The sequence below is a fragment of the Flavobacterium aestivum genome (genome assembly GCF_026870175.2).
Taxonomy (GTDB): Bacteria; Bacteroidota; Bacteroidia; order Flavobacteriales; family Flavobacteriaceae; genus Flavobacterium; species Flavobacterium aestivum.
In genome coordinates, this window is sequence record NZ_CP113977.2 from 2180965 (window position 1) to 2198634 (window position 17670).

Genomic DNA, 17670 nt, shown 5'->3' on the forward strand with positions numbered 1-17670 from the left:
ATTAAATAGTAACACTTATTTAGTTGTGAAAAACTAAATAAGTGTTTTTTTGTGCTTTTTTCACATTAAATAAATCAAAATCCTACTAAAAATAAATACAACCCCAATTTTAATATTAATCTAAAATCAATTTAATGAAAAAGTCATTACTTTTTTTATTCGTTCTGTTTTCAGTCGTAAAAGCAAATGCCCAGTCGTATATGGGGTATATTCCTGATAATTATGCAGGTGTGCAAGGAGTACTTTTTAACCCAGCGTCTATTGTTGATTCTCGTTTTAAAACAGATGTCAATATATTCTCTACCAGTAGTTCCTTAAACAATGATTTTTACGGTATAAGTTTGTTTGACTTATCAAAAAGCTCTTATGATGCTAATAAAGATGGTGTAAGAACACCTTCTAAAAATAATGGTGCAATTGTGTATTCTGACGTGATGGGGCCATCTTTCATGTTTAATATAGCGCCAAAACATTCGGTTGCTCTTTATACTCGCGCAAGAGCAGTTGTGAATGCTACTAATATAAACGGAGATTTATACAATCAAATAAAAGATGGTTTAGATGATGCTAACGATTTTAACATCAATGTTGGAAGTCCAAATGCAGCAGGACATACTTGGGCAGAAGTTGGAGCTTCTTATGCAGCTGTTTTATGGCAAAGCAAACAACATTTCCTTAAAGGAGGTTTGACAGCCAAATATTTAGTTGGAGGAATAAACTCTTATGCTAAAGGAGATAATGTAACATCAGCATTTAATCAAACCAATAATCCTTTGTCAAGCACATTGACCACTACAGGAACACTTACTGTAGGAAGCAGCCAGGATTTTATTACTGGTGATGAGGATGTGAAATTCGATCGAAATTCTAAAGGATACGGAGCTGATCTTGGTTTAATATACGAATGGAGACCAGACTATGAGTCTTATGATTTGTCTAAAGCGAAAGCAGTAGATAATAATTTTAGAGACTTGAATAAATACAAATTGCGTTTTGGTTTGTCTGTTACAGATTTAGGATCTATTAATTATAAGAATTCAAAAATCGACACTTACAATATCAATGGGATAGTTTCTCAAAAAGATATTGATGATGCAGATAACTTAGGAGACTTTTTGACTCAACATTACGGAACTCCAGTTACAGTTTACAAAACAGTAAAAGCTAGTTTGCCTACTGTATTGCATTTGGATGCAGATTGGAACATGTACAAGAAATTCTATTTGAACTTAAATGGAAATCTTAGTTTAGTAGATAAATCTGCTTTAGGTAAAACAAGTTCACAAAATACTGTGATTTTGACACCACGTTATGAAACAAGATGGTTTACTTTCTCTCTTCCTATAAATTATATGGAATATAGCGGAATGCAAGTAGGTACAGGATTGCGCTTTGGACCAATGTTTGTTGGGTCTAGCTCATTAATTACAAACTGGCTTTCTAAAGAATCAAAAGCGGCAGACGTATATTTTGGTTTCAAAGTTCCAGTATATGAAAAGAAATTTAAAGATAAAGACGGGGATGGAGTTATAGATAAAGAAGATGAGTGTCCAACGATTGCAGGACCTGCTGAAAATAAAGGTTGTCCTTGGCCAGATACAGATAAAGATGGTGTATTTGATAAAGATGATAAATGTAAAAAAGTTGCTGGACCTGTAGAAAATAAAGGATGTCCTTGGGGAGATGCTGATAAAGATACCGTTTTAGACAATGAAGATGAGTGTCCAAAAATTGCCGGACCAGTTGAAAATAAAGGTTGTCCATGGCCAGATACAGATGGAGACGGTGTATTGGATAAAGATGATAAATGTCCTAACGAAAAAGGATTAGCTTCAGACGGAGGTTGTCCAGAAAATGATGCTGATAAAGATGGTGTGTCTGACAAAGAAGATGCTTGTCCTACTGTTTTTGGATTAGCAAGTAATAAAGGTTGTCCAGAAGTAACAAAAGAAGTATTGAAAGAACTTAAAGTTCAAGCAAGATCGGTATTCTTTGTAACTGGAAAAGCAGTTTTACAATCTGCAGATAAAGGACAAACTGACGGAAGATTGGATGCTATTAAAGAAATTCTTAAAAACTATCCAAATGCTAAATTCTCTATCGAAGGGCACACAGATAGTTTAGGTAATGCTAAAGCAAACCAAAAACTTTCTGAAGCTAGAGCAAAAGTGGTTATGGATGCTTTAATTGCAAAAGGTGTTAATCCAGCTAACTTATCATACAAAGGGTTTGGATCATCTAAACCAGTTGCTAGCAATAAAACAGCAAAAGGTAGAGCCGCAAACAGAAGAACCGAAGTTATACACGTTGGTACTGTACATGAAGGAAAACTATAATTTTGTTTTTTAATTCTAAAAAAAGCCGTTCTTAATTGAACGGCTTTTTTTATTTTTGCATTTCTTCTAAAAAAGAATACTAATGCTCCTAAATTTAAGAGCTTAAAAAAAACAACAGAAATGACAACACAACAATTAATCGAACAAATTAAAATTAAAAAATCATTTCTATGCGTAGGTTTAGATGTAGATTTAAATAAGATTCCAAAGCATTTATTAGATACTGAAGATCCTATTTTTGAATTCAATAAAGCTATTATTGATGCCACTCATGACCTTACGGTTTCCTATAAACCGAATACCGCTTTTTATGAAGCGTATGGAATAAAAGGATGGATTTCACTGCAAAAAACCATAAACTATATCAACGATAAGTATCCGGAAATTTTTACCATTGCTGATGCTAAACGTGGCGATATCGGGAATACTTCATCCATGTATGCCAAAGCTTTTTTTGAAGATTTAAATTTTGATAGTGTAACCGTTGCTCCTTATATGGGAAAAGATTCTGTTGAGCCGTTTTTGGCTTTCGAAAACAAACATACAATCATGCTTGCCTTGACTTCTAACGAAGGTGCTTTTGATTTTCAGACTCTAAATGTTGACGGAACAGAACTCTATAAACAAGTATTGGAAACTTCTAAAACGTGGAAAAATAGTGAGAATCTAATGTATGTGGTTGGTGCTACTAAAGCGGAATATTTTACCGAAATTCGTAAAATTGTACCAGATAGCTTCTTGCTTGTTCCTGGTGTAGGAGCGCAAGGTGGTAGCCTTTCGGAAGTATGTAAATACGGAATGAATGATAATATTGGATTGCTGATTAACTCATCTCGTGGAATAATTTATGCTTCAAACGGAACCGATTTTGCCGATGTAGCTAGAGCCGAAGCCTTGAAAATGCAACAGGAGATGGAGAACATTATAAACACGAATTGCACGAATTAACACGAATTTATTTTAACACAGATTACACAGATTACATAGATTAATTTGAGAAAATCTGTGTAATCTGTGTTAAAATAACTTTGTGAAGCTTTGTGTCTTCTTCTTGCTCTTTGCGAAATAAAACTATGAAAACTCTAATTGACCAAATCGGCACTTCTCATACTTTTGAATCGTCGCCTAAACGAATCATTTCTCTTGTACCTTCCCAAACCGAATTATTATATGATTTGGGACTTGAAGATAGGATAGTAGGGATAACCAAGTTTTGTGTGCATCCGTATCATTTTAAATCAACCAAAAAAATAGTTGGCGGCACAAAGAATGTACATTACGACAGAATTCGTTTGTTGGAACCAGACATTATCATTTGCAATAAAGAGGAGAATACCCAGGAAATAGTCGAAGAGCTGCGTAAAATTTGTACCGTTTGGGTAACTAATATTGCTACGATTGAAGATAACTTTCAGATGATAACCGACTTTGGACAAATTTTTGACCAAAGAACTGAAGCCCGAAAATGGAACGACAAATTGGCTTTTGCCTTGAGCGATTTCAAAAATTTCATAAAGGATACTCCAGTAAAAAAAGTCGCCTATTTTATATGGAAAAAGCCTTATATGGTGGCTGGATCGGGAACTTTTATAGATGAATTACTAAAGCTGAACCATTTTCAAAACCACTTTGCTTCCCAAGAAAGATATCCAGAAATTGAACTCGAAAAAATAGATGAGAAAGGCGATTTAGACTTGGTTTTGCTTTCTTCAGAACCGTATCCGTTTAAAGCCGAAGACGGTTATGAAATAGTAAAATCTGCCAATAACGCACAAGCTATTTTGGTAGATGGCGAAATGTTCTCTTGGCACGGAAGTCGATTACTTAAGGCTTTCGATTATTTTAAATTTTTGCATAGTAGAATTTGAGGAGAATTGTAAGTCTCTAAAATATCTTGAAAGTCCAGTGCTCTATGAAGTCAGAAAATGTAATTTGTCAGATATAATAAGTCTGAAAAAGAACTATATTTGCCTCCAAAAAAAAACTATAAGTGATTAACTATACAGTATATAAGAACGAGAACAGCGATCAGTGGGTCACATTTGTGCATGGCGCTGGAGGTAGTTCATCTATTTGGTTCAAACAAATCAGGGATTTCAAAAGTAAATACAATATTTTGTTGTTGGATTTGAGAGGTCATGGAGAATCCAAAACGACTTTGAAAACGGCCTTCAAACAAAAATATACTTTTACGGCTTTGGCCCACGATATTCTGGAGGTTTTGGATCATCTAAAAATCGAAAAATCACATTTTGTAGGGATTTCATTGGGGACCATCCTCATCAGGCAATTGGCAGAAATGTATCCAGATAGAGTACAAAGCATGATTCTTGGAGGAGCTATCTTAAAAATGAATTTCCGCTCCCAGATATTAATGCGTTTGGGAAACACTTTTAAGTATGTTTTGCCTTATTTGGTTTTGTATAAGTTTTTCGCATTTGTGATAATGCCTAAAAAAAGTCACAAACAATCCCGTATACTTTTTATAAATGAAGCCAAGAAACTATATCAAAAGGAATTTATAAAGTGGTTTAAACTAACTGCCGAAATAAATCCGGTGCTGAAATGGTTTCGCCAAGTCGAATTAGATATTCCAACACTTTATATTATGGGCGAAGAGGATTATATGTTTTTGCCTTCTGTTCGTAAAGTTGTAGAAAGCCATTATAGATCATCACAACTATTTGTGATTCAAAATTGCGGACATGTGGTAAATGTTGAGCAACCCAATGCTTTTAATACCGCTGTCTTATCTTTTATACATACTACCAAATAAAAAAATGCCTGCTCTTTTTAGATGCAGGCATTCTTATTAACTAACCAAAACCAAAGTAATAAATAACCAGTTTATTACTCTGCAAAGATCAGCATAATACCGCTGTTTTGCTGTTAAGGAATTGTTATTACTTAATTTTTAAAAGTTAAGGTTGGTGTTGGTTTTTTAACATATTGTCAGTTTTTTGTTTCAAAAAGACAATAACTAACTGTTTGTCACAGTCGTTTAGGTAAAATAATTTTGTCTTTTATTCTTAAAAAAAATATAGAAAAATTTAGGATTTTGGAGATAGTAATAATTTACCTGTATTATTTTTCTTATCCGTGTGTTTAATTGACTACTTTGTCCAATTAAAAAAAGGAAAAATAAGGTTTTCTACAAAGACCTTATTTTTCCTTTTTTACTGAGTAATATTGGCTGAATATAAATTGATAGTAATCTTATTTTTTATCCTGTAGAGCAAAGACTTTTCTCAATAGATCAGAAGTTCTCGAATTTAAGTTGGTTCTGATGTTTTTTTCTTCAACCGTAATCATTTTAAAAACACCATCTAAGGCTTTGTTAGTGGTATAATCAACCAGATCAGGATTTACTTTAGATATAAACGGGATAGTGTTGTATTGTTTAATTATAGTGTTCCAAACAACATCGGCTCCTACTTTTCCAATAGATTTTTGTACAACAGGACTAAACTTAGCATACAAAGCGGCAGATGTGCTAGATTGTAGATAAAGTGTTGCTGCGTTTTCATTTCCGAGCAAAATGTTTTTTGCATCAGTAATCGTAAGATTTTTTATAGATGATACAAATATAGGTGTGGCTTCTTTTACAGCATCTTCGGCAGCACGGTTTAAAGCAAGAACACCTTCGTCGGCTAATTTTGACAATCCCATTTTTCTTAAAGTTTTGTCTACTTTGCTTAGTTCTTCCGGCATTAGGATTTTTACGGCAGCATTTTTATAAAAACCATCAGTAGCAGTTAGTTTAGATACTTGTTCAGTAACACCTTTGTTTAGGGCTTCTTTTAGTCCGGAAGCAATGTCTAATCCGCTATTCGATTTTGTGGCGGCATTGATTTTCTCGGTTGCTTTGGTCAATATATCTTTGAATTGTGCATTACTGATTGCCGGTACAATAAGGAGTAAGAATAAAGCTTTTTTCATTTTATTTTAATTTTTTTCAAAAGTAGGTAAACAATGTTTACTGATGAAGAGCAATTTCCCAATGAAATGCTAAAAAATGATAGGCTTCGTTTGTTATAATCACTTTTGTTTATTTGTTATATTTGTAATGTATTGAAATGTAGTTATTTGTGTGTTTTTATTGATGGGATTTGAAAAAAAATCAAGAGGAAAAAATGATTTGTAGAAGGTGAAATAATTGTAATTTTAAGAAGATGGATATACTTGAATTAGAGTTGTTGTCGGATAATATTCATAAAACAGAAGTTTTCTATAACGAAGTTTTGGGATTGAAAACAATAAGTAAGGAGGATTCCGGAATTTCATTCAATGCAGGTTCGACAAAATTGACTTTCCGACCATCAATAAATGTAAAACCAGTATATCATTTTGCGTTTGATGTGCCCAATAACAAACTCTATGAAGCCTTTGATTGGATCGAAAAGAAAACTGAAATCATGTATGTAATTCCGCCCGAAAAGATTGCCGATTTCTACAATTGGAATGCCAAGTCTTTTTATTTCTATGACAATAATGGAAATATTTTGGAATTCATAGCTCGAAATGATCTGGATAACGCCACCCAAAAAACGTTTGATGGTTCATCAATTCAATCAGTAAGTGAGATAGGGCTGGTTTCTAAAAATGTAGTTACCCAATGCGATGAACTATTCGACAAATATGGACTTACGTCTTATTCCAAACAGCCTAAACTAAATAAATTCATTGTCTTGGGTACCGTAACAGGACTTTTTATTCTTGTAGAAGAAAACCGGGATTGGTATCCAACCGATAAAAAATCAAAATCATTTTGGACAAAAATAGTATTTAGCAATGATGGAGAAACACAAGTATTAGAAATTCCAGAATAACAGTATAACTTATAACGCTCAATTTTATCTAATTGAGCGTTTTTTTTTAGTATCTCAAACAGGAATACTAGTAATCAATAGGGGGTAGCCGAAAACCAGCTAGAGTAGGCTTAAAGTTTAAAATGTTTAAAAATGAAGAATCATGACAATCAGCCATCACCGGCTACTATTATGCAAATTGGCTCTGGATTTTGGACCTCGAAATTATTGCTGGCAGCAGTAAGATTTAAACTATTTACTAAACTAGCCGAAAAGAAGTCAATGACGGCTCAGCAAATAAAGACCATGCTGAATCTGAAATGTACCGATATTCATTTGTATGATTTTTTAGATGCTTTAACAGGATTGGGATTTCTTGATCGGGAAGGACTTTTAGAATCAGCGGTGTATTCTAATAGTATTCATACAGATACTTTTCTGGATATAAACAAACCTGCTTATATAGGAGGAATGCTTGATATGCTGAACAATCGTTTGTATCAATTTTGGGGTAATCTCGAGGACGGTTTGCTTACAGGTTTGCCACAAAACGAAATCAAAGCAGGTGATGATAATTTATTCGACGAATTATATAAATCTCCTGAGCGGTTATTGGAGTTTATTAATGCGATGGGAAGTATTCAAAACGGAAATTTTAATGCATTTGCCCAACAGTTTGATTTTTCAAAATACAAAACCTTGACAGATGTTGGTGGTTGCGGAGCAGTGTTGTCAACGATGGTAGCAAAGTATCAGCCGCATATGAAATGTATTAGTTTTGATCTACCGGCAGTAGAGCCTATAGCAAAAGATAAAATAGCAAAAACTCCATATTCAGATAGAATTGTAATTGCAAGTGGCGATTTCTTTGCTGACCCGTTCCCAAAAGCCGATGTTGTAGTTATGGGAAATATTCTTCACGATTGGGACGAATCAAAGAAAATGTTACTCCTTCAAAAAGCCTACGATGCCCTTCCGGAAGGCGGAGCATTTGTGGCTATAGAGAATGTAATAGATGATGAAAGAGAGAAAAATGTTTTCGGAATGATGATGAGTCTAAATATGCTGATAGAAACCGGAACAGGCTTTGATTATACTTTTTCGAGCTTTAATAAATGGACCAAAAGTGTGGGGTTCAAATCGACATCAATTGTTCCTTTGACAGGTGCAGCAAGTGCAGCAATTGCATACAAATGATTTAGATTAACAACTAATGATTAGTCTTATGAAAGAATTTATGTTTTACATCCGAAACGAAAAAGAAGCCAAAAATTCTTTGACTGCAGAGCAACATCTTGCATTTATAAAAAAGTGTGAGGACTATATTGGGATTTTAAAAAACAAAAATAGGCTAATAGCAGCACAGCCGCTAATTCGGGAAGGAGTAGTAATCTCAAAAACGAATGAAGAGTGGGAAGAAAAGAACATCGAAAAAGATACAGAAGTGCAAGTAGGCTATTATCATATTCTGGCAAGTGACATCGATGAAGCTATCCGAATAGCAAAAGATAATCCAGAATTTGAGTATGTCTCATCAGCAAGCATCGAAGTAAGACCCATAAAGACCAAAGAAACCGAAACCGGATTTGTATATCCCAAAAGCTGAGTAACTAGAACTGAAGTCTCTGTAAATAAAAACGGTTGAGTTGCCTAAGAGAACACAACCGTTTTGTTTTTTTGCATTGGTTCAAAATTGTATTAGGAGCTGTTCCCGCTATACACTACAAGTCCTCACTGATAAAAGTTTTTTTCTAAACCCCAAAAAGAGCTTCTTTCAGTCGCTTTTTAGGGGCAAGAAAAAATACTTTTATAAGCTCCGGGCTTTTCGTTACTATCGGGGCTAGAACTCGTAAAAGCTGATTTTTTCTGAAAACTAAGCTTGTTTTCCTAATAAAAATCGATGTTGTCATATTTTGTGTTTTATGTTATTTTTAATGATTTTTATTTTAAAATTTATGTAAATTGCACCCTTAAATTATCATATTCACAAAATGGAATTAGTTAAACCGTACGTACCAGTAAATAAAGTCCGAATTGTAACTGCCGCATCACTTTTTGATGGACACGATGCCGCAATCAATATAATGAGAAGAATTATTCAGTCCACAGGGGTTGAGGTAATCCATTTGGGACATGATAGAAGTGTAGAAGAAGTGGTAAATACCGCTATTCAAGAAGATGCAAACGCAATTGCAATGACTTCATATCAAGGTGGTCACAACGAATACTTTAAATATATGTATGATTTGCTTCAGGAAAAAGGAGCAGGCCATATCAAGATTTTTGGTGGAGGTGGAGGTGTAATCTTGCCTTCGGAAATAGCCGAATTGCAAGCTTACGGTATAACAAGAATTTATGCGCCAGATGATGGACGCGCAATGGGACTTCAAGGAATGATCAATGATTTGGTGCAACGTTCAGATTTTCCTATTGGAGACAAACTAACGAATGAACTAGATTTAATAGAAGATAAAACACCAACGGCTATAGCACGATTAATTTCGGCAGCCGAGAATTTTCCGGAAATAGCAAAACCATTTTTTGATAAAATCATAGCCAAGAATGAAACCTCAAAAATTCCAGTACTTGGAATTACAGGAACAGGTGGAGCAGGAAAATCATCATTGGTAGACGAATTAGTACGTCGTTTTTTAATTGATTTCCCAGAAAAAACAATCGGATTAATTTCTGTTGATCCATCCAAACGTAAAACAGGAGGAGCATTATTAGGAGATAGAATTCGTATGAATGCTATAAACAATCCTAGAGTGTATATGCGTTCGTTGGCAACACGTCAGTCTAATTTGGCATTGTCAAAATATGTAGCCGATGCAATTCAAGTTTTAAAAGCGGCAAAATATGACATCATAATCCTTGAAACATCAGGGATAGGGCAGTCAGATACTGAGATTATGGATCATTCTGATGTTTCTTTATATGTAATGACACCAGAATTTGGAGCTGCAACTCAATTAGAAAAAATCGACATGCTTGATTTTGCTGATTTGGTAGCCTTAAATAAATTTGACAAACGTGGAGCTCTAGATGCTATTCGTGATGTAAAAAAACAATACCAACGCAATCATAATCTTTGGGATGTAAATCCGGATGAGATGCCGGTTTTTGGAACGATAGCGTCACAATTCAACGATCCTGGGATGAATACCCTGTACAAATCCATAATGGATAAAATTGTTGAAAAAACAGAATCTGATCTAAAATCGACTTTCCAAATCACACGTGAAATGAGCGAGAAGGTTTTTGTTATTCCGCCACATAGAACACGTTACTTATCTGAGATTGCTGAAAACAACAGAAAATACGATGCCACAGCTTTGAGCCAAGAACTAGTAGCTCAAAAATTGTATGGAGTATACAAAACTATAGAAAGTGTTTCCGGGAAAATTCCAGTAATCAATAAAGCAGGAATTGATGAAGATTCAGTATTGCCAACTGCTCTAGAGGTTGAAAAACCAGGAGGAGCAGAGAATAAAATCTTTTTGAATCTTTTACTGAATCAATTTGATAAAGTAAAAATGGACTTAGATCCTCACAATTGGAAAATGATTTTGCATTGGGACGAGAAAGTCAATAAGTATAAAGATCCTGTGTACACTTTTAAAGTACGTCACAAAGAAATAAAAATGGCTACGCATACGGAGTCACTTTCGCATACACAAATTCCAAAAGTGGCAATGCCAAAGTATAAGGCTTGGGGTGATATTTTGCGTTGGAGTTTGCAGGAAAATGTTCCGGGAGAATTTCCTTTTGCTTCAGGATTATATCCATTTAAGCGTGAAGGAGAAGATCCGTCTCGAATGTTTGCCGGAGAAGGTGGACCGGAAAGAACCAATAAACGTTTTCATTATGTGAGTGCGGGATTGCCGGCAAAAAGGCTTTCTACCGCTTTTGATAGTGTGACTTTATACGGAAACGATCCGCATATTCGTCCTGATATTTACGGAAAAATCGGAAACGCTGGAGTATCTATTTGCTGTTTGGATGATGCTAAAAAACTGTATTCTGGTTTCGATTTAGTACATGCCATGACATCGGTAAGTATGACGATTAACGGACCAGCACCTATGTTGCTTGGGTTCTTTATGAATGCAGCTATCGATCAGCAATGCGAATATTATATAAAAGAAAATAACCTTGAAGATGAGGTTACTGATAAAATAAACAAAATCTACAAGCAAAAAGGAGTAGAGCGCCCGCATTATCAAGGTGATTTACCAGAAGGGAATAATGGTTTGGGATTATTCCTTTTAGGAGTAACCGGAGATCAGGTATTGCCTTTGGAAGTGTATAATGAAATTAAAGAAAAAACACTTTCACAAGTTCGTGGGACAGTTCAAGCCGATATCTTAAAAGAAGATCAGGCTCAAAACACCTGTATTTTCTCAACAGAATTCGCTTTGCGATTAATGGGAGACGTTCAGGAATATTTTATTGCCAAAAACGTAAGAAACTTTTATTCGGTATCTATATCAGGTTACCATATTGCAGAGGCAGGAGCTAATCCAATTACACAATTGGCTTTTACGCTTTCAAATGGTTTTACATACGTAGAATATTATTTGAGCCGAGGTATGGACATCAATGACTTTGGACCAAATTTATCATTCTTCTTCTCGAATGGTGTCGATCCGGAATATGCCGTAATTGGTCGTGTGGCACGTAAAATTTGGGCAAAAGCCATGAAAAATAAATATGGTGCCAATGAGAGAGCCCAAATGCTGAAATACCATATTCAAACTTCTGGACGTTCGTTACACGCTCAGGAAATTGATTTCAATGATATTCGTACAACGTTACAAGCCTTGTATGCTATTTATGATAACTGTAATTCATTGCATACCAATGCTTACGATGAAGCTATTACCACACCAACAGAAGAGTCAGTTCGTAGAGCAATGGCAATCCAGATGATTATCAATAAAGAACTAGGTTTGGCTAAAAATGAAAATCCTATCCAGGGATCATTTATAATTGAAGAATTGACAGACTTGGTAGAAGAAGCCGTACTACAGGAATTTGACAGAATAACAGAGCGTGGCGGTGTGCTTGGGGCAATGGAAACCATGTACCAACGTTCTAAAATTCAGGAAGAAAGTTTGTATTATGAAACCTTGAAACACACAGGAGAGTTCCCAATTGTAGGAGTAAATACATTCTTGAGTTCTAAAGGTTCACCAACGGTGATACCAGCAGAGGTAATTCGTGCTACCGAAGAAGAAAAACAATATCAAATTACTATGTTAGATAATTTGCATCAATGTCATGCAGTTTTGGTAAAAGATCATTTGAATACGCTTCAGGAAGCTGCTATCAAAGGTGAAAACTTATTCGAACACTTGATGGAAGCTACAAAAGTTTGCTCTTTGGGTCAAATCACCGAAGCTTTGTTTGAAGTAGGAGGGCAGTACAGAAGAAATATGTAATATTCTATTTGTTAGTAGAATATTTTGATTTTTTCTCAAATATAAAAAACACATTGAGTAGGCTTAATTGTTAACTCAATGTGTTTTTGGTTTATAGATAAATGGTCTTGTAAATATTTGGTAGAATCTTTATTTGAAACGATTGTGTTTTTTAGCATTTTTCGGATTTAGACTATTTTCTATAACTTAGCGAACTTCTTTCTGGCGAAGCAATTCACATGATTAATTAAAATAACAAACATCAACAGATGAAAAATACCTTTTTATGCCTTTTTATATTTTTAAATAGCATTTGGGGTTATTCCCAAGAAAAACAATCGTTTCCAAAAGGGGTAATCATTGACTCAGTCAAGATTGCCAATACACTGAACGAATCCTATGCGGTTTATTTGCCAAAGCAATATGTCAAAGAAGTGCCTTCGGCAATAGTTTTTATTTTCGATCCTGATGCAAGAGGAAAAATAGGAATAGAACCTTTTGTTTTGGCTGCGGAAACCTACAATTATATTTTGGTATGTTCTAATAATTCAAAAAATGGACCAGTTGATGTCAATCTGGAGATAGCAGGTAGATTGTTTGATAGTGTGTCAACGGAGTTCAATTTGAATCCTTCGCAACTTTATATTTCAGGTTTTTCTGGTGGAGCAAGATTAGTGAGTGGTATTGCTGTGTCTTCAACAGCTTTTGAAGGAGTAATTGCATGTGGAGCTTCTTTTAATGAGTTAGATAAGTTTGCTTTGCAGGAAGGTACTTTTTCCTATGTGGGGATAGTGGGAGACAGGGATATGAATTATCAGGAGATGATTGGAAATAAAGAATGGTTAGATGTAATGATGGTAAAAAATACTCTATTTGTTGATCATCAAGAGCATGCTTGGCCTTCACAGAAACAAATGCTTCGGGCTTTTGATTGGTTAGAAATACAGGCTTTTAAAAAGAATATCCGAAAGTCTAACGAAAGTACCATTAAGAGAATCTATGATGAGAATTTAAAAATTGCCGATAGCTTAAAAGGGAAAAATGAATTGATTTCGGCCGTTGATGAATATGAAAGATGCAATGAAATTTATGGTAATAAAAAGGATAGCGAGATAAAATCGATTATTGAAGCAATAAAAAACGGCAAAGAATATAAGAGTCAAATAAGAGTAAGAGGTGAAATAATAGCTCTGGAAAATAAAACTACTAGTCTATTTTTAGATCAATTGGATAATGAATTGAAAGTGGCGAAAAGTGAGAACGACTTTAAATTTTGGAAAACAGAATTAAAAAGGTTGAAAGAGAAGAAGATGAAAAGTAATGATGTTGCAATTAAAAGTATGGTTGATAGATTGTATTCTATGATTAATGCTTCGGTTTATGGAGCAGCTCAAGAAAGTAAAAGAAATTTTCAAAATGATAAATTGGCTTACTGCAAGGAACTTGAAAAAGTTATTCATAGTATCGAAATAAATTAAAAAAAGATATTGGTCTTGGATTGTTTTTATGTATTTGATTTACAGATTGTTGTTGGTGTTTCTTCTATGTGAGTATTAAAAATTAGTTACTGATTTTATGGTTTTTATCATAAAATTTAAATTAAATACATAATTTTTTGAATGATTCTAGAGATTTGGCTTGATTTTTGGAATACCTTTGTAGAACTTAAAAATTAAATTTATTATGAAAAAAATAATTACACTTTTGGCGGTTATCGGAATGTTCGCTTTTCAGGGATGCACAGGGCCAGAAGGACCTCCAGGACCTCCGGGTTATGATGGTAAAGATGGGTTGATTGCTGAAGTTTTTGAACTGAAAAATATTAGTTTTGTAAATGATCCTATGGATGTTCCTGATAAAGGTTATTTTATTTATCAAAAATTAGTCCCTAAAATATTAGACGCAGATCAAATTTTAATTTACCGTTTATCGGATTTAATTGATTCAAATACACCAGTGTGGCAATCAATTCCAAGAACGCTTTTTTTACCACAAGGAGAGTTAGATTATGATTTTGATTTTAGTAAAGAGGATTTTACTATATACGCGGGAGGAACTTATAATTTAGGATTGACCCCTGATTTGATAAATAATCAAACTTTTAGAATTGTAATTATCCCGGGATATTTCTCTAAAGCAATCGATAAGAATAATTATCAAGCTGTTGTAAAAGCTTTAAATATTGATGAAAATCAAGTTCAAAAAATCGATTTTTAATAAATTACTTAATAAGCATAAAAAAAAGGAAATCGAGAGATTTCCTTTTTTTATTCAATATTTTAAAAAGCTAATTCTTAATTATTTTTTTTGTGAATTTGTCAAATTCGTTTTCAAGTTCTACTGTGTAGATACCATTTGGTAGCATTGAAATATCCAATTGTAACAATTCATTATTGGATTGATTAGGCTCTTTAGATATAACTGTCTTTCCTGCCAAGTCGATAACTTTTACTTTAAATGAAGATATATTATTTATACCATCGATGGTTATAATTGAGGAACTCGGATTAGGATAGATTGTCATACTATTATTTGCTAGTTCTGTCTTTTCACTTTTTGTATTACTTATTTTACTAGTTCTAGTTCTAGTTATATAAGTTATTGTTACCACATTACTAATGTAATATATGCATTTTGCACTAGCTATAAATTCTTGTACAATTCTCCTGTAATATACATTTTGAGGGCTCATTCGTAAATTACTTGGATAAAGAGGGGCATAATCTTTTTTGTCAGCATTAGAAAGAATATTGAACCAGTTAATATTGTCATTTGAGCTTTGCCATTGATAATAAATTGAACTAGCAGAAGTTCTGTCTCCTTGAATTGGAGCTGGATTTGTTGATACTGTTTGATTACAGCAAATCGTATTTGTAATATTCAAATTACTTATTGGAAAGACACTGACAACATTACTTGCAGTGCAATTCCTGCTTTCAGAAGAATTAGATGGATCTTCTAACACTAATCGTCTATATTCGATTCCTGTAGACGGTGAAGGAGGTGTGTAGTTAGCTTGTGTTGCTCCTGGGATATCATGCCAGCCATTTACTGCAAGTCCGTAATTAATAATGTTCCAAAATAGAGGGTATACTTCTCTTCTTTGCCATTGGTAATAATTTAAATTATTTACCGTTCCTCGGGGTGTAGTTGAATGACTTTCAGTGGCTTGATTGCCAATTATTGTTCCCGGATTTTGTCCAGTTGCAATATACTGATCGCCGCTAATTTGGTTGTTTACGTATAGGTTAGAGTAATTTGGTAAAAATTTTGAAACTATAATATTCATTTGTTGTGGTTCCAGTTTTGTGGTTCCGTTTTTAAAAGTTGTTCTTTGTCTTATCACAACACTTTGATATAGAATCCATCCATTTCTATCAGATAAAACTACGTTATTAGCGCTATCAACCCATTCTTGCGATTGTATATCGTAATAATCCACAAATTTTGGAAGCAAAGGTATGCCTCCATATGGAACTCTTTGTGTTGCATAATTTGGGTCAATAGTTGGTGGAATATTTGTATCAGGGATTATTTTCACAATTGGAATATTTGCACTTTTATAAGTTGTGCCTGTGCTAGTTTTGTATTCGGAATATATATAGCCTCCATTAGGATCAAATTGTGCTGGATCTAATGTTATAACAAAACTTCTTGTTGCAGAATTTGCCCCATTAAAAAGTAGATATCCTCCAGAACCGCCGTTTGCTGTAATAACTGGAGAATTATTATTTTTCCTGTAATAAATATCAATAGTTCCGTTATTTCCTTGAGGAACAGAAAAAAGTACTTGAGTACTTAAGGAAATAGTTGTAATTGCTGAGGGATGGATGTTAATGGGTTGAGTACTGTTTGCAGAAACATTGTTTACCACCAAAGAATTAATGGATACTGTTTGTCCAAATGATTTTGGGATACAAAACAGAATAAATAAGAGAATAATTGTGATTTTTTTCATAGTTGCTTTTTTGTGATTTATAATTAAGTCACTCAAAATTAATGAAAAACATTACAATTAAGATGTTATTTTACAGAAAAGTATTATAAATAAATTAGATAATACTATAGTAGTTTTCTATCTTAAGAAAGAAATTCGCTGTTTATCTTATTGATTTTAGAGAAAAAACTAAACCTCATCCTTTTCTGAAGCCTTTTCTTTTTTACTAATTTGTAAAGAAACAATCACACCAATAATAAGTGCCAAAGCAATAAAAGCTAGTGAAGCCCATTCCGGGATTTCTATATAATCGTGTAACAGCATTTTTATACCCACAAAACTTAGAATAGCAATTAAGCTGTACTCCAAATGGCTAAATTTCTCCAGCATATTGGCTAGAAAGAAATACATTGATCTTAATCCTAAGATGGCAAAAATATTAGAGCTAAATACTAAAAACGGATCTGAGGTAATGGCTAAAATGGCTGGAACGCTATCTATCGCAAAAACTACATCCATTACTTCAATAACAATTAAAGCAACAAATAACGGTGTCGCAGCATTTCCTTTTTCGGTTTTAATGAAAAAATGTTCTTTTTCAGTATGTGTTGAGATCGGAATTAGCTTTCCTAAAATTTTATAAATCAAAGAATTTTTAGGATTAAATTCTTCTTCATCTTCGGTGGTAAACAACATTTTGATTGCTGTGAATAATAAAAATGCTCCAAAGATGTATGAGGTCCATGTAAACTTGTTGATTAATAAGACCCCAAAATATATCATCAATCCACGAAAGATTATCGCACCTAATATTCCCCAAAACAAAACACGGTGTTGGTATTTTTTAGGTATTTTGAATGATGCAAAAATTAAGGCGATTACAAAAATATTGTCGATACTCAATGATAATTCAATTAGATAACCTGTTATGAATTTCATTGCCGCAACAGAAGGTTTCAATTGATTTGGATTTAATACATAATCGGTAGTGTATAGCCAATAGACCACTCCGGAGAATAACATGGATATAGTTACCCAGATTGCAGTCCATTTACTAGCTTCTTTAGTGCTGATAACATGGGGTGTTTTATTGAAAACACCTAAATCTAAAGCCAAAATTAGAGTTATTAATACGAGAAATGCGATCCAAACCACCATGCGTTTTC

At 33.8% G+C, this 17670-nt stretch carries 13 protein-coding genes; 10 read left to right on the forward strand and 3 right to left on the reverse strand.

Annotated features, from left to right (window positions below; genetic code table 11):
* The first annotated feature begins 134 nt into the window (after positions 1 to 134).
* From OZP08_RS09460 to OZP08_RS09475, 4 genes are all read left to right on the forward strand, one after another.
* On the forward strand, positions 135 to 2336 hold the full coding sequence (locus OZP08_RS09460) for a DUF5723 family protein (RefSeq protein WP_268849388.1): 2202 nt from the start codon (positions 135 to 137) through the stop codon (positions 2334 to 2336).
* A gap of 120 nt (positions 2337 to 2456) precedes the next feature.
* The gene (pyrF, locus tag OZP08_RS09465) at positions 2457 to 3284 is read left to right on the forward strand and encodes an orotidine-5'-phosphate decarboxylase (protein ID WP_268849389.1); all 828 of its coding nucleotides are present in this window, start codon (positions 2457 to 2459) and stop codon (positions 3282 to 3284) included.
* 125 nt (positions 3285 to 3409) lie between these two features.
* The gene (locus tag OZP08_RS09470; RefSeq protein ID WP_268849390.1) at positions 3410 to 4204 is read left to right on the forward strand and encodes an ABC transporter substrate-binding protein; all 795 of its coding nucleotides are present in this window, start codon (positions 3410 to 3412) and stop codon (positions 4202 to 4204) included.
* Between the two features lie 122 nt (positions 4205 to 4326).
* Complete coding sequence (locus OZP08_RS09475) at positions 4327 to 5112, forward strand: alpha/beta fold hydrolase (protein WP_281323561.1); 786 nt, start codon at positions 4327 to 4329, stop codon at positions 5110 to 5112.
* A 440-nt stretch (positions 5113 to 5552) separates the two neighbouring features.
* On the opposite strand, the gene OZP08_RS09480 is transcribed toward OZP08_RS09475, so the two are convergent.
* Positions 5553 to 6275, reverse strand: coding sequence for a DUF4197 domain-containing protein (locus OZP08_RS09480; RefSeq protein WP_268849392.1), 723 nt, complete (start codon positions 6273 to 6275; stop codon positions 5553 to 5555).
* A gap of 233 nt (positions 6276 to 6508) precedes the next feature.
* Between OZP08_RS09480 and OZP08_RS09485 the strand changes: the two genes are divergently transcribed.
* The 6 genes from OZP08_RS09485 to OZP08_RS09510 all read left to right on the forward strand — a co-directional run bounded on the left by OZP08_RS09485 (position 6509) and on the right by OZP08_RS09510 (position 14784).
* On the forward strand, positions 6509 to 7165 hold the full coding sequence (locus OZP08_RS09485; RefSeq protein WP_268849393.1) for a VOC family protein: 657 nt from the start codon (positions 6509 to 6511) through the stop codon (positions 7163 to 7165).
* A 132-nt stretch (positions 7166 to 7297) separates the two neighbouring features.
* Complete coding sequence (locus OZP08_RS09490) at positions 7298 to 8341, forward strand: methyltransferase (RefSeq protein WP_281323562.1); 1044 nt, start codon at positions 7298 to 7300, stop codon at positions 8339 to 8341.
* A 28-nt stretch (positions 8342 to 8369) separates the two neighbouring features.
* Positions 8370 to 8750 carry a YciI family protein gene (locus OZP08_RS09495; RefSeq protein ID WP_268849396.1) on the forward strand — a complete coding sequence of 127 codons (381 nt, stop codon included), beginning with the start codon at positions 8370 to 8372 and terminating at the stop codon, positions 8748 to 8750.
* Between the two features lie 385 nt (positions 8751 to 9135).
* Entirely contained in the window at positions 9136 to 12588 is a 3453-nt protein-coding gene (locus OZP08_RS09500; protein WP_281323563.1) for a methylmalonyl-CoA mutase family protein, read from the forward strand.
* 248 nt (positions 12589 to 12836) lie between these two features.
* Positions 12837 to 14045, forward strand: a complete 1209-nt coding sequence (locus OZP08_RS09505) for an alpha/beta hydrolase family protein (protein ID WP_281323564.1) — start codon at positions 12837 to 12839, stop codon at positions 14043 to 14045.
* A 205-nt stretch (positions 14046 to 14250) separates the two neighbouring features.
* Entirely contained in the window at positions 14251 to 14784 is a 534-nt protein-coding gene (locus tag OZP08_RS09510; protein WP_281323565.1) for a hypothetical protein, read from the forward strand.
* 70 nt (positions 14785 to 14854) lie between these two features.
* On the opposite strand, the gene OZP08_RS09515 is transcribed toward OZP08_RS09510, so the two are convergent.
* Together OZP08_RS09515 and OZP08_RS09520 are read right to left on the reverse strand one after the other, a co-directional pair.
* Entirely contained in the window at positions 14855 to 16525 is a 1671-nt protein-coding gene (locus tag OZP08_RS09515; RefSeq protein WP_281323566.1) for a T9SS type A sorting domain-containing protein, read from the reverse strand.
* A 168-nt stretch (positions 16526 to 16693) separates the two neighbouring features.
* Complete coding sequence (locus OZP08_RS09520) at positions 16694 to 17662, reverse strand: TerC family protein (protein WP_268845862.1); 969 nt, start codon at positions 17660 to 17662, stop codon at positions 16694 to 16696.
* Positions 17663 to 17670: the final 8 nt, after the last annotated feature.